At 52.9% G+C, this 17,994-nt stretch carries 19 protein-coding genes; 6 read left to right on the top strand and 13 right to left on the bottom strand.

Features of this window, described 5'->3' with window-relative positions:
* Positions 1–70: 70 nt before the first annotated feature.
* The 9 genes from fabF to CSQ89_RS05130 all read right to left on the bottom strand — a co-directional run bounded on the left by fabF (position 71) and on the right by CSQ89_RS05130 (position 6,905).
* Positions 71–1,318 carry a beta-ketoacyl-ACP synthase II gene (gene fabF, locus CSQ89_RS05090; protein WP_099405104.1) on the bottom strand — a complete coding sequence of 416 codons (1,248 nt, stop codon included), beginning with the start codon at positions 1,316–1,318 and terminating at the stop codon, positions 71–73.
* Positions 1,319–1,515: 197 nt separating this feature from the next.
* The gene (acpP, locus tag CSQ89_RS05095) at positions 1,516–1,755 is read right to left on the bottom strand and encodes an acyl carrier protein (RefSeq protein WP_072428619.1); all 240 of its coding nucleotides are present in this window, start codon (positions 1,753–1,755) and stop codon (positions 1,516–1,518) included.
* Between the two features lie 91 nt (positions 1,756–1,846).
* On the bottom strand, positions 1,847–2,590 hold the full coding sequence (gene fabG, locus CSQ89_RS05100; RefSeq protein ID WP_099405105.1) for a 3-oxoacyl-ACP reductase FabG: 744 nt from the start codon (positions 2,588–2,590) through the stop codon (positions 1,847–1,849).
* 24 nt (positions 2,591–2,614) lie between these two features.
* A complete protein-coding gene (locus CSQ89_RS05105) occupies positions 2,615–2,890 on the bottom strand; it encodes a hypothetical protein (protein ID WP_099405106.1) in 276 nt (91 codons plus the stop codon).
* Complete coding sequence (gene fabD, locus CSQ89_RS05110) at positions 2,887–3,816, bottom strand: ACP S-malonyltransferase (protein WP_099405107.1); 930 nt, start codon at positions 3,814–3,816, stop codon at positions 2,887–2,889. The genes CSQ89_RS05105 and fabD overlap by 4 nt, the downstream gene beginning before the upstream one ends.
* A gap of 143 nt (positions 3,817–3,959) precedes the next feature.
* Positions 3,960–4,931, bottom strand: a complete 972-nt coding sequence (locus CSQ89_RS05115) for a beta-ketoacyl-ACP synthase III (protein ID WP_304441791.1) — start codon at positions 4,929–4,931, stop codon at positions 3,960–3,962.
* A gap of 81 nt (positions 4,932–5,012) precedes the next feature.
* On the bottom strand, positions 5,013–6,050 hold the full coding sequence (gene plsX / locus CSQ89_RS05120) for a phosphate acyltransferase PlsX (protein WP_099405108.1): 1,038 nt from the start codon (positions 6,048–6,050) through the stop codon (positions 5,013–5,015).
* A gap of 110 nt (positions 6,051–6,160) precedes the next feature.
* Positions 6,161–6,340 carry a 50S ribosomal protein L32 gene (rpmF, locus tag CSQ89_RS05125; protein WP_099405109.1) on the bottom strand — a complete coding sequence of 60 codons (180 nt, stop codon included), beginning with the start codon at positions 6,338–6,340 and terminating at the stop codon, positions 6,161–6,163.
* Between the two features lie 49 nt (positions 6,341–6,389).
* Positions 6,390–6,905 (bottom strand): YceD family protein, encoded by a 516-nt coding sequence (locus CSQ89_RS05130; protein ID WP_099405110.1) that lies wholly within the window; start codon positions 6,903–6,905, stop codon positions 6,390–6,392.
* Between the two features lie 266 nt (positions 6,906–7,171).
* On the opposite strand from CSQ89_RS05130, the gene CSQ89_RS05135 reads away from it, so the two are divergent.
* The 3 genes from CSQ89_RS05135 to CSQ89_RS05145 all read left to right on the top strand — a co-directional run bounded on the left by CSQ89_RS05135 (position 7,172) and on the right by CSQ89_RS05145 (position 10,405).
* Entirely contained in the window at positions 7,172–7,756 is a 585-nt protein-coding gene (locus CSQ89_RS05135; RefSeq protein ID WP_099405111.1) for a Maf family protein, read from the top strand.
* The gene (locus CSQ89_RS05140; RefSeq protein ID WP_099405112.1) at positions 7,753–8,469 is read left to right on the top strand and encodes an SAM-dependent methyltransferase; all 717 of its coding nucleotides are present in this window, start codon (positions 7,753–7,755) and stop codon (positions 8,467–8,469) included. The genes CSQ89_RS05135 and CSQ89_RS05140 overlap by 4 nt, the downstream gene beginning before the upstream one ends.
* A gap of 322 nt (positions 8,470–8,791) precedes the next feature.
* On the top strand, positions 8,792–10,405 hold the full coding sequence (locus CSQ89_RS05145) for an NAD+ synthase (protein ID WP_099405113.1): 1,614 nt from the start codon (positions 8,792–8,794) through the stop codon (positions 10,403–10,405).
* An 87-nt stretch (positions 10,406–10,492) separates the two neighbouring features.
* Here CSQ89_RS05145 and CSQ89_RS05150 read toward each other — a convergent pair whose 3' ends face one another.
* Complete coding sequence (locus CSQ89_RS05150) at positions 10,493–13,267, bottom strand: TonB-dependent receptor domain-containing protein (RefSeq protein WP_099405114.1); 2,775 nt, start codon at positions 13,265–13,267, stop codon at positions 10,493–10,495.
* 637 nt (positions 13,268–13,904) lie between these two features.
* Between CSQ89_RS05150 and CSQ89_RS23775 the strand changes: the two genes are divergently transcribed.
* Positions 13,905–14,084 carry a DUF2845 domain-containing protein gene (locus tag CSQ89_RS23775; RefSeq protein ID WP_099405123.1) on the top strand — a complete coding sequence of 60 codons (180 nt, stop codon included), beginning with the start codon at positions 13,905–13,907 and terminating at the stop codon, positions 14,082–14,084.
* Positions 14,085–14,183: 99 nt separating this feature from the next.
* Here the strand turns inward: CSQ89_RS23775 and CSQ89_RS05165 are convergent, their stop codons facing one another.
* The gene (locus CSQ89_RS05165; RefSeq protein WP_099405116.1) at positions 14,184–14,519 is read right to left on the bottom strand and encodes a ComEA family DNA-binding protein; all 336 of its coding nucleotides are present in this window, start codon (positions 14,517–14,519) and stop codon (positions 14,184–14,186) included.
* 197 nt (positions 14,520–14,716) lie between these two features.
* Positions 14,717–14,914: a hypothetical protein gene (locus CSQ89_RS05170; RefSeq protein WP_099405117.1), complete on the bottom strand. Its 198-nt coding sequence runs from the start codon at positions 14,912–14,914 to the stop codon at positions 14,717–14,719.
* Positions 14,915–15,345: 431 nt separating this feature from the next.
* Between CSQ89_RS05170 and rlmD the strand changes: the two genes are divergently transcribed.
* Positions 15,346–16,665, top strand: a complete 1,320-nt coding sequence (gene rlmD, locus CSQ89_RS05175; protein ID WP_099405118.1) for a 23S rRNA (uracil(1939)-C(5))-methyltransferase RlmD — start codon at positions 15,346–15,348, stop codon at positions 16,663–16,665.
* A 103-nt stretch (positions 16,666–16,768) separates the two neighbouring features.
* Here rlmD and folB read toward each other — a convergent pair whose 3' ends face one another.
* The gene (gene folB / locus CSQ89_RS05180) at positions 16,769–17,128 is read right to left on the bottom strand and encodes a dihydroneopterin aldolase (protein WP_099405119.1); all 360 of its coding nucleotides are present in this window, start codon (positions 17,126–17,128) and stop codon (positions 16,769–16,771) included.
* Between the two features lie 95 nt (positions 17,129–17,223).
* On the opposite strand from folB, the gene plsY reads away from it, so the two are divergent.
* Positions 17,224–17,841, top strand: coding sequence for a glycerol-3-phosphate 1-O-acyltransferase PlsY (gene plsY / locus CSQ89_RS05185; protein WP_099405120.1), 618 nt, complete (start codon positions 17,224–17,226; stop codon positions 17,839–17,841).
* The last annotated feature ends 153 nt before the right edge of the window (positions 17,842–17,994 follow it).

The following is a 17,994-nucleotide window of genomic DNA, read 5'->3' on the forward strand; positions in this document are numbered from 1 at the left end:
TCAAAACAAAACGCCGCGCAGTCTCCCGCGCGGCGTGATGATTGGCAAGAGCCGTCAATCTGAGTTTTTATCAAATCCGCTTGAAAACCAGCGTGCCATTGGTGCCACCAAACCCAAATGAATTCGAGATAGCCACCCGGATCGGCATGTCGCGCGCTTCATTTGCTACGTAATCGAGGTCGCACCCACCTTCGATATCCTGCTCAAACAGGTTGATCGTCGGTGGACTCTTTTGATGATGCAGCGCCAATGCCGAATAAACCGCCTCTACGCCGCCAGCGCCACCCAATAAGTGGCCTGTCATCGACTTGGTCGAATTCACCACCAGCTTTTTGGCGTGGTCACCAAAGGCGCGCTTCACCGCCATGGTCTCGGCCGCATCACCCAAGGGCGTGGACGTACCATGGGCATTGATATAGTCGACTTCATCTGCATTGACTTTGGCATCGCGCAGGGCATTCAGCATGCCACGCGATGCGCCTTCACCGTCTTCACACGGTGCGGTCATATGGTAGGCATCGCTACTCATACCAAACCCGGCAAGCTCTGCGTAGATCGTCGCACCACGCGCTTTTGCATGCTCGTACTCTTCCAACACCAGTACGCCGGCGCCTTCGCCCATCACAAAACCATCGCGCCCTTTGTCCCACGGGCGGCTGGCGGTGGTCGGGTCGTCATTACGCGTCGACAACGCCTTCATGGCAGCAAAACCACCAATGCCGAGCCGCGCAATCGCACACTCTGCGCCACCGGCCACCATGACGTCCGCATCGCCGTACTGAATCGTGCGGGCAGCATCACCAATACAATGGGCACCTGTGGTACAGGCTGACACGATGCCATAGCTGGGCCCTTGGTATCCTTTCATGATCGACACGTGGCCGGCGATCATATTGATAAGGGAACCAGGAATAAAGAACGGCCCGATCTTGCGTGGGCCGCCCTCAACGAGGGCAACACCCGTATTTTCAATCAGGGGCAAGCCACCGATACCCGAGCCGATGTTCATACCCACGCGGGTCTTATCCAGCCCTGCAACGTCATCAAGGCCGGCATCTGCAATCGCTTGAAGCGCTGCGACAATGCCATAGTGGATAAACACATCCATGCGTCGTGCATCTTTGGGGCTGATGTATTGGGTGGGATCAAACTCCTTCACTTCACCGGCAATCGTGCAGGCAAGGTCGGAAGCATCGAAACGGGTAATCGTGCCAATACCGGACTTACCGGCCAATAGATTGGCCCACCCTGTGGCGACATCGTTACCGACCGGCGAGACATGGCCCAGGCCGGTGACGACAACTCTGCGTTTGGACATGAAAGTCTTCCTTCTGTAACAAGGTCACGCCTGCCAGCATACGACAGGTTAGTGACCATGTAGCGATCTCAAACTAGCAACCGCTCAAATCAAATGACACATACAACGAGACCCCTGCGCGATGAATTCGTGCAGGGGTCTTGACTGGTTCAGCAGGCATGCACCCTCACAGGGCATGCTGTATTTACCATATGGACTTACTTGCCCAGGTGAGCCTTAACGTAGTCAACGGCCTGTTGAACGTTAGTGATCTTTTCGGCTTCTTCGTCCGGAATTTCGCACTCAAATTCTTCTTCGAGGGCCATCACGAGTTCAACGGTGTCGAGAGAGTCGGCACCGAGGTCTTCAACGAAGGACGAGTCGATCTTGATATCGGCTTCGTTGACGCCCAATTGCTCGGCGACGATCTTCTTCACGCGTTGTTCGATATTTTCCATTCTTGAACCCAAGCCTTTCGTGTTGGATGGTCAAAAGCGCCCGCATTCTAACAAAAAACACGGCACGCAAGTAAAAGCGCTAAAAAATCAATTAATTCATGTACATACCGCCGTTTACATGAAGGGTATTCCCCGTCACGTAAGCGGCTTTTTCACCAGCCAGGAAGGTAACCGCATCTGCGATCTCTTCCGGCCGACCCAGCCGTTCCAACGGAATCTGGGCTAGCAACTTCTGCTTGTAATCCTCTGCCAGCAGGGCCGTCATATCAGTATCGATAAAGCCAGGTGCGACGCAGTTGACCGTGATATTACGGCTGCCAACCTCTCGGGCGAGCGACTTCGTAAAGCCCATCATGCCAGCCTTGGCTGCTGCGTAGTTAGTCTGCCCTGCAGAGCCAGAGGCACCGACCACTGATGCGATGCTGATAATACGGCCCCAACGGGCTTTCATCATGCCCCGCAGCACCGCCTTTGACAGACGATAGACCGAACGCAGATTGGTATCCATCACGGCATCCCAATCATCCTCTTTCATACGCATCAAAAGTTGGTCACGGGTTATTCCGGCATTGTTGACCAACACAGCCACCGGGCCATGCGCCTTCTCAATTTGCGCCAATGCAGCTTCGACGGCAGCAGGCTCATTCACATTCAGCGCCAGCCCCATTCCCTGGATCCTGGCTTGTTGCAAATACGCCCCAATGGCAGCAGCGCCGCTTTCACTGGTCGCCGTACCCACCACGATAGCGCCTTCGCGCCCCAGTGCTTCTGCAATCGCCCGTCCAATACCGCGCGATGCGCCGGTAACCAGGGCAAGCTTGCCTTGCAAAGACATAAGGTACTTCTCCTTTTACTTGGATCAGGCGGCAAAGCGCCAGATCATGGAAGCCAACCAGAGGCCAATACCAGCCATCTGCAATTTTAGGGATAAGCCAACTACGCGTGGGTCATGAGCGTACCAGTACTGCAGCAGCTTACCCACGGCGTATAACGCAAAGCCGGCGCCAGCGGCCAACGCCGAAGCTTGGCCGGTCTCCAACCCCTCACTGATCCGCAACAATGCGAGCACCAGCGCAACCGGAATAAACAACCGGTCCATCCAAGGCATACGCCCAAATACTTCCAATAATTTCATTGCAACGTTGCCTTGAGCGACTCAAATTCAGCGGGGTCAGTCAAAGCAAAAGACTGCATGCCATCAACAATGCGCTTATTCAATCCAGCCAATACTTTGCCAGGTCCGCATTCAGCCACCACGGTTACACCATCTGCCTGTAGCTGTTGAATGGTTTCCACCCAACGCACCGGGCTGAATAGCTGGCGCGCAAGCGCATCCCTGATTTGGGACGGATGGGTATAGGCTGCAACGTCCGCATTGTGCAACACGGGTATCAAGGGCGACTTGATGTCGATCTCGGCCAAGGCTGCCGCCAATTTTACGGCAGCAGGCTTCATCAATGTGCAATGCGAAGGTACCGATACCGGCAGCGGCATCGCCCGCTTCGCGCCGACAGCTTTACACAATACACAAGCTCGTTCCACTGCAGCTTTGCTGCCTGCAATCACCACTTGACCGGGTGAATTGAAATTCACCGCCTCAACCACTTCGCCTTGGCCCGCTTCAGCACAGGCAGCACGAATTGCGTCGTCATCCAATCCCAGAATGGCAGCCATCCCCCCCTGCCCTGCCGGTACAGCTTCCTGCATGGCTTCAGCACGTAGGCGCACCAGTTTGAGGGCATCGGTAAATGCCAACGCGCCGGACGCCACCAACGCGGCATACTCGCCCAGGCTATGGCCAGCAAGAAAAACCGGTTGCTCACCGCCACCCGCCAACCAAGCCCGGTAAGTGGCGACACCCGCCACCAGCATCGCCGGCTGGGTATTCACGGTAGCGTCAAGCACCTCCTTGGGGCCAGTAGCCATCAAGGCAGCCAAGTCAAAACCAAGCGCCGCATTTGCCTCTTCGAGGGTATCGCGCACCACCGACAGGTCGGCAAAAGCATTGAGCATACCGAGCGCTTGGGAACCTTGACCTGGAAACACAAAAGCAAGCGACATAAAAACTCCACCGTATTACCAACAAACTCGCCAATATCCAGCAAACTGTAGGCAAAATTTCTAGCTGAAAAATTCAAGCGGCCGCGATATTAACCGGCCAAGAGGAGAAGCACCACCAAGCGGGCGCTTGTTCAGATTGATCATTACCAACGCATGAGGGCCGAACCCCAGGCAAATCCACCACCTATCCCCTCCAGCATGATCAATTCACCCCGTTTGAATTTCCCTTCACGCGCAGCCACATCCAACGCCAGAGGAATGGATGCCGCCGAAGTATTGCCATGTCGGGCAAGCGTCACTACAACCTTGTCCATGTTCAGGCCCAAATGACGAGCAGTCGATTCGATAATGCGGATGTTGGCTTGATGGGGCACCAACCAGTCGAGGTCAGACTGTTTGAGCCCGGCCGCTGCCAATGTTTCAGATGCCAACTCCGCCAGCGCCTTAACTGCAAACTTGAAAACCGCCGGGCCATCCATATGCAAAAAAGGCTTACCTTGCACATCACCATGCATGATGCTCGCCGGCGTAGTAAGGATGTCGCGATAACGACCATCCGCCTTAAGCTTGGTAACCAGAATGCCCGGCTCCTCTGAAGCCTTCAGTACCACGGCACCCGCGCCATCGCCAAACAAGACACAAGTAGCGCGATCATCCCAATCAAGAATCCGCGAAAAAACTTCTGCCCCCACCACCAAGGCTGTCTTGGCCATACCACCACGGACAAATTGATCGGCCGTCGCCAACGCATAAGCAAATCCGGCACAGACCGCTTGCACGTCAAAAGCCGGAAAACCATGCACACCCAACTTGTCTTGCAAAATACAAGCAGTGCTGGGGAAAACCACATCGGGTGTGGTTGTCGCAACAATAATTAGGTCAATTTCTGTAGCAGCAACGCTGGCTGACGCCAACGCCGCCAAGCTGGCCTTCAGCGCCAAATCACTGGTCAGCTCATCGACAGCAGCAATACGTCGTTCATGAATACCCGTACGAGTCACGATCCACTCATCACTGGTATCTACCTGCTGTGCCAACTCGGTATTTCCCAGCACGCGTTCAGGCAGATAACTACCCGTACCAGCGATGCGGGAATACATTTGGGGGCGGCTCATATTGAAAAACTCCATCAGCAACCAGGCGGTTGCACCTAGCTTGGGAATAGCCGGCACACTCGTCGGTGCGCCAGTCGATTATTAGATGCCATCATCAAGCGAATTAGCAGCTGTCGTGGCATGGTCTGCCATGGTTTCGCTGATTTTGCTCAGAACACCGGAGCGGGCTTCCTCCAATGCTTGCTCCATAGCGTAGTAAAAGGCCAGCGTATCCGCCCCACCATGACTCTTGACCACGATGCCGCGTAGTCCCAGCAAGCTCGCACCGTTATAACGACGTGTGTCCATACGATGCCGGAAACTCATCAACACAGGCATGGCGACAACAGCAATCAGCTTACGCCACCAACTCATGGAGAATTCCTGCCGGAGGAACTCCGTCAACATCTTGGCAAGGCCTTCCGAAGTCTTTAGTGCCACATTACCGGTAAATCCATCGCAAACCACAACATCTACGGTCCCTTTGTAGATGTCATTCCCTTCCACGTTGCCATAGAAATTGAGGCGCGATTTTTTTAATAGCTCACCGGCAGCCTTGACCGTTTCATTGCCCTTGATGTCTTCCGAACCAATATTCAACAAGCCGACAGTAGGACGCTCACTGTGGTTTAGCGCACCATAAAGCGCCGACCCCATGGCAGCAAACTGATAGAGCTGCTCGGGTGTGCAGTCTACATTCGCCCCAAGGTCCAATACGCAGCTGGTGCCGCGCATGGTCGGCATCATCTTGGCAATCGCCGGCCGTTCAATACCCAAAAGGGTCTTCAGTACAAAACGCGCTGTCGCCATCAAAGCGCCGGTATTACCAGCCGAGACACAAGCATGTGCCTCGCCAGTCTTGACCAGGTTAATGGCGATGCGCATGGACGAGTCTTTCTTGTTTTTCAGTGCCGACTGTGGCGATTCGTCCATCGCCACAACTTCGCTAGCGTGATGAATACGTAGACGCGGGCCTGGGTGGATATGACGAGCTTTCAGTTCTGCCTCAATGGCATCCTTCAATCCGACCAGTACTACATTGACCTCAGGATGCGCCTTGAGGAACTTGATTGCGGCCGGTACGGTAACGTGAGTACCGTGATCGCCGCCCATTGCATCGATTGCGACTGTGATTTCCATGCGGGAAGAGTAAGGTCTACTGCGAGCAGTGCCAAGCGCTAGCTCGAAAGAAAAAGGCGCGCTCTAGGAGCGCGCCTTTATGAACGTGCAGCTACAGACTCAATGGGCAATTACTCGCCCTTGGCCTTAACCACGCGACGGCCGCGATAAAAGCCATTCGGGCTGATGTGATGGCGCAGGTGAGCCTCACCAGTGCTTGGCTCAACAGCCAATGCAGGAGCGGTCAAAAAGTCATGAGCGCGATGCATGCCGCGCTTGGACGGGGATTTTTTATTCTGTTGAACGGCCATGGTTGTGCTCCTAGATCAAACTTTAAAAACTGTTAACTCTGAAAACGGCTTAGTTGTCGCCGCGCTTTAACTTGGCCTTGAAATCCGCCAGCACGGCAAACGGGTTAGGCTTTTGCGGCGATACATCCGCCTCTACCGCCCCCTCGGTCTCCGACTCACACTCGTCATGTGTCGGGGAATAGGGCAACGCCAGTAAAATCTCGTCCTCAATCAGGTCAAGCAGCGCAAACTCTCGCTCAAACATCAACCCTTCAAGCTCTTCCTCCTCAGCCTCGGCTGCATTCAGCCTGTCTTCATCAGAAAACAGCGCAAACCGAGCCGCCACATCCAACTCAAACGGCATCGCAGATAAACAACGCTGGCATTTGAGCTGAAAATGCGCTGTCAATCGTAAATCCAGCGCCAAACGCTGTAGCCGGTCGGTACTACCTACCAAGGCATACTCAACGGCGCTTCCATCTAGCAACTCGCCAGCCACACGGGGTAAATCACTGAGGGCCAACTTGCCTGCCAAGACTCTTTGCTGCCTAGCAAACTGACCGTTATCGAAGATGAGCTCGGACATAAACGGCGGATGATATACTTTCGCCCCCTGAAACGTCAAAGAAATCTGCCGCTTAGCTTAGCCGCAGCGACTAATTGCGGCAGGCTGATTTTGCAGCTGTACGCCTCAGAACCTGTTTACGATCTGTCACGAGCAGCCGTCAGCAGGGTGAAGCGCAGCGCAGAAACCGGAATGTACTTTTGTACATGAGGATTTTGAGCAGCACATGAGCCCTGATCACGGCTGCGCAGTAAGATCGTAAACAGGTTCTCAAACGAATAATACCGATGACCACACCACAGCTTGTATTAGGTTCAACCTCCCGCTACCGGCGCGAACTGCTTGAGCGCTTAGGCATAACATTTGACGTCGCAGCCCCCGTTTGCGATGAAACACCGCTTCCTCATGAAAGCGCAGCCACAACCGCCGTCCGCTTGGCTCGAGTCAAAGCGCAGTCTCTCGCAACGACTTATCCGAAAGCATTGATCATCGGGTCAGATCAAGTTGCCCTGCTAAACAATGAACAATTGGGCAAACCAGGCAATTTCGACCAAGCCTTTCGCCAACTCAGCGCCATGCGGGGCTGCACCATTATTTTCCATACGGCATTAGCTCTGCACAACGCAAGCAGCGGTCAAACGCAGGAAGCGGTCGTGCCATGGCAAGTGACCATGCGTGACTATACCGATGCGGAAATCCGCCGCTATCTGGAGCGCGAACAACCGTATGACTGTGCAGGCAGCGCCAAAACCGAAGGCCTGGGTATCACCATGATCGAACGCATGGAAGGCAGCGACCCCGCCGCAATCATTGGCCTTCCCCTGATTGAACTATGCCGCATGCTGCGCGCAGAAGGTTTCCCATTACTATGAGTTCCGGCACGCTCTATCTGATTCCGGCACCGCTCGGAGATAGCAATCTCGACAATATCTTGCCAGCCGACGTAAGGAAAATAGCCAATCGCATCGAACATTGGATTGTCGAGCACCCCAAAACAGCCCGCGCGTTTCTTAAGCTTTATGAACCGGCAAGGCAAATAGCTGGGCTGCAGATGAGCGAGCTGAACGAGCACACAAAAGATAACGAACTTGCCACCCTGCTTGCTCCGCTACAGGCGGGCCATGATGTTGGCTTGATGTCGGAAGCCGGCTGCCCGGGTGTCGCCGACCCCGGCGCCAAACTGGCCCGCCTGGCGCACACCCAAGGCATCCGGGTTGCGCCACTGGTTGGGCCGTCCTCGATTTTATTGGCCCTCATGGCTTCTGGTGCAAGCGGCCAGCGTTTCCGTTTTCACGGTTACCTACCCGTAGAGGCTGGACCCCGCCTGGAAAAGCTGCGGGAATTGGAACGTGACTCAACCAAGCTCGATGAAGCCCAGCTTTTCATCGAAACCCCTTACCGTAACGAGGCGATGCTTGATGCGGCCCTACAAGCCTGTAAACCCAATACTTGGCTTACCATCGCACGGGACCTGACGACAGACGATGAGCTGGTGATTTCACAAGCCCTCTCGCGCTGGAAAAACCAACCTCGCCCCGAATTGAAAAAACGCCCAGCCATGTTTGTGCTGTATGCGGGTAAATAATAAGCGGAAGCCCATCCATTTTGCTCGCCGCCTATGCTATTTGATGATGCTTCTATGCGCGGAACGGGGCCGATTCGAACACTGCCCGAACCCGACATCCATTTCATTGCAAATCGGTGCTCAAGCCTAAGAACCTGCCTAAAGTCTGCTGCGCGTCGGCAATATGGCGTTGAATACACCCTCGGAATGCTCATTTACCACTTGTAAACTTCGCTTCCTCGGCTGTTTTTGCCTTATCTTGCCCTAGCTCGCGAGACTTTAGACAGGTTCTAAAGGCCCCACTTACATCAAAAACCAGCCCTAATCACCCTTATCCAATCCTATGAAAATCGCCGTAGCCCAATTCAACGCCACTGTCGGTGATCATATTGGTAACACTGATCAGATCCTTTCCCAGCTCGAGCAAGCACGGCAAGCCGGTGCGGATATTCTGCTGGTGCCCGAATTGGCCATTTCCGGTTATCCACCGGAGGATCTGCTGTTACGGCCCAGCTTTTACCAAGCGTGCAATGAACAGCTAGACCGCCTGCTTGATGCAGCGGATGACATTACGCTGGTGGTTGGCCACCCACAGCAGCTCGGTGCAGAACGCTTTAATGCCGTCACCGTATTGCGTGATGGAAACTACGTGGCGCGGTACCACAAAATGGTCCTGCCCAATAACGAAGTATTTGATGAATGCCGTTACTTCACGCCCGGCGCAAACACCTGCGTATTTGAACAGCGCTGCCACGATGGCAGTACCGTACAAGTAGGTGTATTGATCTGTGAAGATATCTGGCATTTGGAACCTGCCGCCGAGGCGGCCGACCAAGGCGCAGAGATTCTGCTCGTGCCTAATGCCTCTCCCTACCATGTAGGCAAAGAGGCCATGCGCGAGCAAATGGTTCGCGCGCGAGTGGAAGAAACGGGGCTGCCCATCGTTTATTGCAACTGGGTAGGCGGCCAAGATGAATTGGTTTTCGACGGTGGCAGTTTTGCGCTGAATCGCCAAGGCGATCTTGTCGCCAAGTCGCCCAGTTTCACCCCCGATTTGGCGCTACTGGAATTTGCCGACAAGGACTTGCTGACAGGCAAAATCGCAGCAACACCCAATCTGGAAGCCAGCGTATATCAGGCACTCACCCTGGCTACCCAAGACTACATCCAGAAGAATCACTTCCCTGGTGTCATCATCGGCCTCTCAGGGGGTATCGACTCGGCGCTGACCCTTGCCATCGCCGTCGATGCACTCGGCGCCGATCGTGTCCGCGCCGTCATGATGCCCTCTCGCTATACCGCCCAAATCAGCCTGGACGACTCTCGCGAGATGGTCCGCCGACTAGGTGTGCAATACGATGAAATCAGCATCGAGCCCATGTACGATGCCTTCAGCACAGCACTCGCACAACAGTTCGTTGGGTTGGCCGCCGATACCACGGAAGAGAATCTTCAGTCACGCATTCGCGGTGTCATTTTGATGGCGCTGTCTAACAAGACCGGCCGGCTGGTGCTAACTACGGGCAATAAATCGGAGATGACGACTGGCTACGCTACGCTCTACGGCGATATGGCTGGAGGCTATGCAGTGCTCAAGGATATTGCCAAAACCTTGGTCTATCGCTTGTCGAGCTACCGTAATAGCCTGTCTGACATCATTCCCGAGCGCATCATTACCCGCCCCCCTTCTGCCGAATTGCGCGAGGATCAGGTCGACCAAGACAGCCTGCCACCCTATGAGGTCCTGGACGCCATCATGGCGCGCTATGTAGAAGACAACGAGTCTATTGCCGACATCATTGCTGCCGGGTTTGCCGAAGCCGATGTCTTGAGAGTGGTAAAACTATTAAAGGTCAATGAATACAAGCGTCGGCAAGCAGCGGTAGGCGCACGAATTACGCCACGGGGATTTGGGCGAGATTGGCGATATCCCATTACTAATGGATTTTTCCGCTAAGGCCAATCATTGATCCTGCAGTAACACCAACATAAAAAAGCCGCCCTGACACAGGGCGGCTTTTAAACTAAAAAATCGCAATAACCATTAGAATTTGTAGTTACCACTGACGTAATACGCACGGCCAAGCGCATCTGCATAACGCGGGTCATATCCCAGCTGATGCGAACCCGTATTACGTAGCGAGCGTGGTGGATCACGATCAAACAGATTACTAATACCACCGGTAATCATAAAGCCCTTCTTAACCGTATAACGAGCCTGAAAGTCTACTGTGGTGTAGCTGGATACCGTCCCTTCATACGGCATGCATGTAACCAGGTCGGGTTTCGTCACACTGCAATCCGCCACCGAATAAGTTTTATCCTTGTAACCGGACTTGTACTTAATCGCCACGGTATTAGCCCAGTTCCCTAACTCAACTGTCGTTGCTAGGTTAGCAAGGGTGCGGAAGGCAACCTTATCATCGGAGCCGTATTGCCCCAGGCTGGACTCATAAGCCTGTGAACCTGGCTTGGTATACTCCGACTTCAGCAAGTAGGTACCCGTCAAATTGGTGGTTACCCGCGCAGACATCACTTTGAAGCGGCCTACCGTATCCCAGTCGATACCCCGGTTATGGAGCTTGCCGATATTCTCTGCCTTCAAAATGATAGCCAAATCCTTACGGCCCGTAGCTGTGTTGGTCTTATAAGTGAACCGGTCATGATAAGTCACAGGATCATCAAAGATGACGGATTCATCGATCTCCCTGACCGCATCAGTAATCGATACATCCCACATATCCATACCAAAGCCAAACGAGCTACTGGGCTCAATACGGAAGCCCACTGACCACTGCTCGGACTTCTCTGGCTTCAGCGTCGCTTCACCCTGCTTGAAAACTTCAGCCTGCTGTTTACCTACCTTACAGTAGGTGCCCAGAATGTCGCCTGCGGGGAAGTTAGGACAAGTGTACGTTCCTGCGCTCACCCCAAAATCGCTCAATGGGCGGGCAATATCCAACATGGATGGCGCGCGGAAGCCTGTGCCGTAAGACGCGCGAAGTAGTGTCGACTTGGTCGGCTGATAGCGACCGCTGATTTTATAGGTGGCTTTTGCATTACTGCTGCCAACGTTCACCCCTGCCAATTTATCCTTAACGCTGTCGATCTTGTCATAACGCGTGGATACGTTGAGTTCCAAGCTATCAAGTACCGGCAACGCGACTTCACCAAACACCCCCATCGACTGACGGGTCAGATCGTAATTCGGCTGGGCCAGCTCATTCAAAATATTGCCGTTAGAGGCAGGGTCCCTGGTAGTGATAAAGGCATAGTCTCGGAAATCGCCCCCAACCGCGATCATTGCCTGGCCACCAGCCAACTCCATCAGCTCAGTCGAACCACTTCCTTCAATGCCCTTGTACTTGACCTTATCTTTCGACAAGGGCCCGAAATACAGCGCCTTGTTCAGCAAATCCATCGCTGCCGCAGTCTGCTGCCCGGGTCCAACAAAGGGATTCACCTGACCAGACTGGACGGCAGCAACAAACGGCTGCTGTAGAACGTAGCCGCCAATCCGATCTTCACTCAAAGTGTTCTCAGCAATCGTACCCGAACCCTTCAGGCTCCAGCTTCCCAAGTCTCCTTCGGCACCAAGCACTATGTGCTTGGATTCGTTGCTGTACTTGGAGGCTCGCCCGCCCAGATCAAGGACACGGTATGCAGCAGCAGCATCAACTACCGTAGCGCCCGCTGCAGTTGCATCTGCAGGTAAATAGGGAAGAATATAAGTGCTGTAAAGCGTGCCATTGCTGGCATCAATCGTAATCGGCACATTCGCAGTCTGCGCTGCGATTCTCGTTTTCATTTCATACTTGGAGACGGCAACATCAGAGAACAAAGTCCAACCATCACCAACCTTTAGCCGCCCTGTCGCAAACACGCTGTCACGGGCACTCTCCGGCATGATCTGCACGGTCGAAGCGTAGTCGAAATAGCAGTAGTACTGGCCCGGCGTGGAATCCACTCGCTGATGGTCGGCTGGACAAGCTTGATTCGCTTTGTAGTAAGGATTGAAGGAGAAAGTCTGATCAGCGCCACTCGCATCCTTGTAGTTGACGTCTACATTGCCAGGAATGCTTCGGGGTGATCCATTGAAGAACAACAAGCTCTGCCCGTTGTTGCCAAACGGAATAATACCGGTCTTGGAAATATCACGATCTTTGGCGCGCAACAGATCTTGAGATTCATGCGAATAGGAAACCATGGCGTTAAAGCCATCGGTGGCGAGATCACCAAACCCTGCCGTAACGCTAGCGCTCCAGTTCTTGCCACCGGGATGCTGCGGATTGGTATAACGGGCTTCAAGGTCAACACCTTGCTGGTTTTTCTTTAGAATGAAGTTGACCACACCCGCAATCGCATCTGAACCGTACAACGCAGATGCACCATCGGTAAGAATCTCAACACGCTCAACTGCGCTCAGGGGGATAGAAGCAAGGTTTACCGTACCACCGCTGTCTGCAGGTGCAATACGACGGCCATTCAAAAGCACCAACGTATATTTTTCACCAATGTTATGCAGCGATGCCGTAACTAAGCCGCCACCACCGCCACCGACCGAATCACTGGCTGCGGTAAAACCCTGCATGGCCGGCATCGCTTGCATCAGTTCAGCAACAGAAGTGGCGCCTGTGCGTGTAATGTCTTCACGCTTCAGCGTCTGGACTGGTAAAGCTCCCTCTTTCACGATTCGCTTGATACTCGAACCTGTGATTTCAATTTTTTCCGCTTTTTGTACTTCATCAGCCGCACTGGCAAAGCCAATGGAACCAACGCCAATCATCCCAATTGCATAAGCAAGCTGTTTGATCCTCATTCGAGTGATCTCCCCAACAGTAAGTCAAATGTTCGATGGCATTGGTTGTGTATTGGTATTAGGCATCAACCCTCGCCATCCTGATGCGCCGATCAGGCGCGCCCTTGCTTAGCAGCCACCTCGCATACCGAAACTGCTACACAAGAAGCTGATTTGATCGTACTGACAGGTACAGGTTATTAGCAATTACTAAGAATGTTTTTACAACAAATAGTATATTTTTGTTGCAAAAATATAACGTTTAGTGACATCTGAAATTAGTACTGGAGATCGGGTCCGCCACGCTTCCCTTACCTAGAAAAATTTCATGACGATGAGACGCTGAAATATTCGTTTTAACTGATTCAGCTGGGGCTTATGTAGATCCTGCTAGCCTTTTCTAGAGGCACAGATTGGCAACTTGCTAAACACAATTACTGGTTTTTATTTATGGAATTTTGACTAGGGCACTTTGATCTGACCCGAAAGCCAAAGGAATAGTCAATACCCACACCACAAGGAAAGAAGAAATGTTGCAATACAAAACAATACGCGGGGCTTTTGCCCTAATGTTGATCAGCATAGGGCTTCATGCTCACGCTGAATTCCTGCGTTGCAATGGCGATAGCGCCCAGGAAGGTGACAATAAGGCCGCCGGCTGCAAAAGTGCGGTGAACCGGTTGCGCGCGGCTCCTATTGCAAGCCTGAGCACGAAAAGACAGCTTGTCAGCCGATAGACGAATGGACCTACAATCCAGGCCCGGGGCAATTCATGACCACGCTACAATTTAAAAATGGTGCATTGGTTTCTATTAAATATGGTGATCGGGTTAAATAAATTGCGTTGCGCAAACAATCAGTCAGATTTATTAATTGTCTTGCTCGCCACAAAAAAACCCCGCAGATGCGAGGCTTTTTTATAAACCATCTAGGCTGATCAAGGTTTTTTGGGGGCAGGACCAGTTTTAGAGGTTGGAGCCGCTGCCGAAACAGGCTTAGCAGAAGGCGGAGTAGCTGCGCCCCCTACCGTAATATCCTTACGCAACTTTTCGACAGTCGCCTTCCCAATTCCGCTGACTTTTTCAAGCTCGTCGACACTCTTGAATGCACCGTTCTTGGTACGGTAATCGACTATGGCTTTCGCCTTCTTGGCACCAATACCATGTAAAGATTCCAATTCAGTAACAGTACCAGTATTGATATTGACGACTGCCATGGCAGGCAGAACGGCGAGGGCCAGAGCGGCAAGCACACTAGCAAGTAAGACTTTCATTGATAATCCTCCTTAAGCGGTTTCGATGCGTATTACGGAAGAAAATACTCCGTCCACGCAAGCTAGGTGTAGCTTAAAGAGTTTGCAAGCAGGATTTACTTCCTAATTAGGGTTATCTTCCCAGTCCGGGCGTTTTGGGAAAATCTATGCCGTGCATAACATAATCCGTATGCCCCCAGACCGAAGAAAGCACTACGCTAAAGAATCATCAATAAAGCCTGGAAATTAACCTTGGGCTTAGCAATACGTTGTTCAACGGCAACCGCCTCATCCAGCGTCAGCAAACGCAACTTCACAGCCGGATTAGTCATAGCTGATGCAGCATGCGCCACTTCAACTTTGTGGGTTGCCACCACATCCTCTTGGCCGGAAGCCATTTCGAAGATAGTGATCATCTTGCATCCCTTCTGCGCCCATGGCGCACTCTGATCAATCGGCTTATGACCTGAATATCGGTTTATTCTGAATAAACTTCAATAGACAAGCTGACTATCTACGACAAAGATGGCCTACTGGACGACAGTCGGTTATTGATCTGTGCGGAAATTTGGTTCCACTCAGCGAAACGCGAACTTGCCAAGGTAACAAATTCACTACCTATAGGGTGAAACGACAGACGGGGCCTGTCTATTCTTTGTAATCATTTGTCTGCCCTCTATAACGGGATTCAGTCTCTCCGGAGTAACAACTCCCTCGAAGGCGGTATACCACCGCCTGACTTACAGGCCGACACACACCGTGTCGGCCTCGTTTTTTGCATTTTCCCGAATAGTCTCAAGCGCTTATAATCGCCGACTTTTCTTCGCTTCCCAGCCCTTCTCCCCCCATGACTGAACCTCGCCGTAATCCCGTTGCCACTGTTGAATCACTTGATTACGAAGGCCATGGTGTAGCCCATGTGGATGGCAAGACCATTTTCCTCGATGGCGCCCTCCCCTTTGAGACAGTTGAATACTCCAGCTATCGTAAGAAGCCCACTTTCGAAAATGCCCAAGTTACCGCGGTGCTAAGCGAAAGTTTCATGCGTACCACCCCAAAATGTGCCCATTTCGGTGTTTGTGGAGGTTGTTCGCTACAGCATGCAGAAGCAACCGCCCAAGTCGCCGCCAAACAACGTGTTATGGAAGAGAATCTCACCCGCATCGGAGAGGTGAAACCCCAAACCCTGCTTGCCCCCATCTACGGGCCAACATGGGGCTATCGCCATCGCGCGCGTCTTTCAGCGCGTTATGTAGCCAAAAAGGGTACCGTGCTTGTCGGCTTTCATGAAAAGCGATCCAGCTTTATTGCCGACATGAAATCCTGTGAGATTCTGCCTAAGAAGATTTCCGACCTTTTAGTGCCGTTACGCAGCTTGGTAATGGCACTATCGATTCGCGAACGGATGCCACAAATTGAGTTGGCACTGGGTGAACATGTCGATGTTCTGGTATTGCGCATCATGGACCCACTGACACCCGAAGACGAAGTGCTAGTGAAGGCGTTTGCTGACCAATACACGGTACAGTTTTGGCTGCAACCCAAAGGGCCTGACACCGCCCACCCTTTTTATCCCCTAAATGCACCGCAGCTAAGTTACAGCCTGCCAGAATTTGGCATCGTCATGCCTTATAAGCCAACCGAATTCACCCAGGTCAACCCGCATATCAACAACGTACTCGTTGGCCGCGCTATTCGTATGCTCGACCCACAACCGGGCGAACGCATCGCCGACCTGTTCTGCGGCCTGGGTAACTTCACCCTGCCCATCGCCCGCAGCGGTGCGCAAGTAATTGGCATAGAAGGTAGCCAACAGTTGGTGGAACGAGCGATTGAAAACGCGGAAAAGAATGGTCTCGCAGATAAAACCGAGTTCCAGATGGCGAATCTGTTTGAGATTACCGAAGAAATCATGGCGAGCTTAGGCCACTTCGACCGCATGGTGATCGATCCACCGCGCGATGGGGCAATGGAAGTGTGCAAGTCCATTGCAATGGAAAACGGCCCAAAACGCATCATCTACGTGAGTTGCAACCCTGCTACCCTCGCACGTGACGCTAATGTACTGGTGAATGTAAAGGGCTACACCATGAAAACTGCGGGCGTCGTGAATATGTTCCCCCATACAGGGCATGTGGAATCAATGGCCTGGTTTGAAAAGGAGTGAATGTTTACCACCCAAATTAAAAGCGGCCGATCAGCCGCTTTTAATTTGGGTGGTATCACAAGTTAGACAACACACATACCTGTCTGTCATACCCTGAGCTGCTCTAACCACCCCGATGACCACGCTCCACCGTCACACCCACACGGCCTACCTCGTGCAGAATACCTAGTTTGGTCACCGATACACGTATCCATGGGGTGGAAAATGCGCCCATCAAATCCTGGGCAATGTACTCAGCCAATCGCTCCAGCAGCAGAAAATGCTGTTCAGCCAATACCGCGCGCAAGCGATCCACCACATCGGCGTAATTAATGGTGTCGGCCAAATCATCGGTCTGACAAGCACGGGCGCTAGGGATGCCAAGCTCAAGGTCGATCTCGACAACCTGGGGGGCGATACGCTCCCAGTCGTAAACACCGATCAGCGTCCTGGCCTTCACGCCGTGTAAATAAATAATGTCCATGGTGAGTGCGGAAGCGACTCCAGCGCTTGCTTGCTACCGCTGAAGGCCGCATCCGGCTTAGAATCCGGGGCACTCATTGTAGAGGAAATCGCCTGATGCCGCCCGCTGTGCTCCCATTTGTTCTCGTCATCGCCGCCTACCTGATTGGTTCCATCTCATTTGCCATCATCGTCAGTCGGACTATGAAAATGGCTGACCCCCGCAGCTATGGCTCGGGGAACCCGGGCGCCACCAACGTTTTACGTTCTGGCCGAAAGAAGGCCGCCCTGTTCACTTTGTTGGGCGATACGCTGAAAGGCTTGCTGGCTGTGGCCGTCGCTCAGCAACTGGGTGTAGCAGAAGAATGGATTGCGGCAGTAGCCATTGCCGTTATCGTGGGACATATGTGGCCCATCTTCTTCCGCTTCCAGGGTGGTAAAGGTGTCGCAACGGCAGCAGGTGTATTGCTGACACTGGATTGGAAACTGGGCCTTGCAGTGCTGACCGTGTGGTTTTTGGTCGCCCTCATCACCCGACTTTCTTCCTTGGCAGCCATCCTTGCAGCGATCTCTGCCCCACTGCTTTGCCACTTCCTCGTACCTGATCATCCAGCCATTTTTGGTGCTGTACTCGCTATTGCGGCACTTTTGGTACAGCGTCATAAACGAAATCTCATCAACTTATTAGGGGGCACAGAAGGCAAGATCGGCCAAAGCGCAAAGGCAAACGACTGATCGCTTCATGCCCTATCTATAGCAAATAACTGATGTTACGCAGTAGCTGCGAGAAACAGCTGTAGCTGATTCATAAGCCGCGCGGGAGGCGTTGATCAATAACTTGCGGCAAAGCGCAAATGGTTTCTTCTTCGTCTTGATGCTCAGGCATTC

The sequence above is a fragment of the Chitinimonas sp. BJB300 genome, from assembly GCF_002735695.1.
Lineage (GTDB): Bacteria > Pseudomonadota > Gammaproteobacteria > Burkholderiales > Chitinimonadaceae > Chitinimonas.

Coding starts and splice junctions, on each gene's coding strand:
- fabF (WP_099405104.1), bottom strand. CDS start 1,318: ATGTCCAAACGCAGAGTTGTCGTCACCGGCCTGGGCCATGTCTCGCCG.
- acpP (WP_072428619.1), bottom strand. CDS start 1,755: ATGGAAAATATCGAACAACGCGTGAAGAAGATCGTCGCCGAGCAATTG.
- fabG (WP_099405105.1), bottom strand. CDS start 2,590: ATGTCTTTGCAAGGCAAGCTTGCCCTGGTTACCGGCGCATCGCGCGGT.
- CSQ89_RS05105 (WP_099405106.1), bottom strand. CDS start 2,890: ATGAAATTATTGGAAGTATTTGGGCGTATGCCTTGGATGGACCGGTTG.
- fabD (WP_099405107.1), bottom strand. CDS start 3,816: ATGTCGCTTGCTTTTGTGTTTCCAGGTCAAGGTTCCCAAGCGCTCGGT.
- CSQ89_RS05115 (WP_304441791.1), bottom strand. CDS start 4,931: ATGAGCCGCCCCCAAATGTATTCCCGCATCGCTGGTACGGGTAGTTAT.
- plsX (WP_099405108.1), bottom strand. CDS start 6,050: ATGGAAATCACAGTCGCAATCGATGCAATGGGCGGCGATCACGGTACT.
- rpmF (WP_099405109.1), bottom strand. CDS start 6,340: ATGGCCGTTCAACAGAATAAAAAATCCCCGTCCAAGCGCGGCATGCAT.
- CSQ89_RS05130 (WP_099405110.1), bottom strand. CDS start 6,905: ATGTCCGAGCTCATCTTCGATAACGGTCAGTTTGCTAGGCAGCAAAGA.
- CSQ89_RS05135 (WP_099405111.1), top strand. CDS start 7,172: ATGACCACACCACAGCTTGTATTAGGTTCAACCTCCCGCTACCGGCGC.
- CSQ89_RS05140 (WP_099405112.1), top strand. CDS start 7,753: ATGAGTTCCGGCACGCTCTATCTGATTCCGGCACCGCTCGGAGATAGC.
- CSQ89_RS05145 (WP_099405113.1), top strand. CDS start 8,792: ATGAAAATCGCCGTAGCCCAATTCAACGCCACTGTCGGTGATCATATT.
- CSQ89_RS05150 (WP_099405114.1), bottom strand. CDS start 13,267: ATGAGGATCAAACAGCTTGCTTATGCAATTGGGATGATTGGCGTTGGT.
- CSQ89_RS05165 (WP_099405116.1), bottom strand. CDS start 14,519: ATGAAAGTCTTACTTGCTAGTGTGCTTGCCGCTCTGGCCCTCGCCGTT.
- CSQ89_RS05170 (WP_099405117.1), bottom strand. CDS start 14,914: ATGATCACTATCTTCGAAATGGCTTCCGGCCAAGAGGATGTGGTGGCA.
- rlmD (WP_099405118.1), top strand. CDS start 15,346: ATGACTGAACCTCGCCGTAATCCCGTTGCCACTGTTGAATCACTTGAT.
- folB (WP_099405119.1), bottom strand. CDS start 17,128: ATGGACATTATTTATTTACACGGCGTGAAGGCCAGGACGCTGATCGGT.
- plsY (WP_099405120.1), top strand. CDS start 17,224: ATGCCGCCCGCTGTGCTCCCATTTGTTCTCGTCATCGCCGCCTACCTG.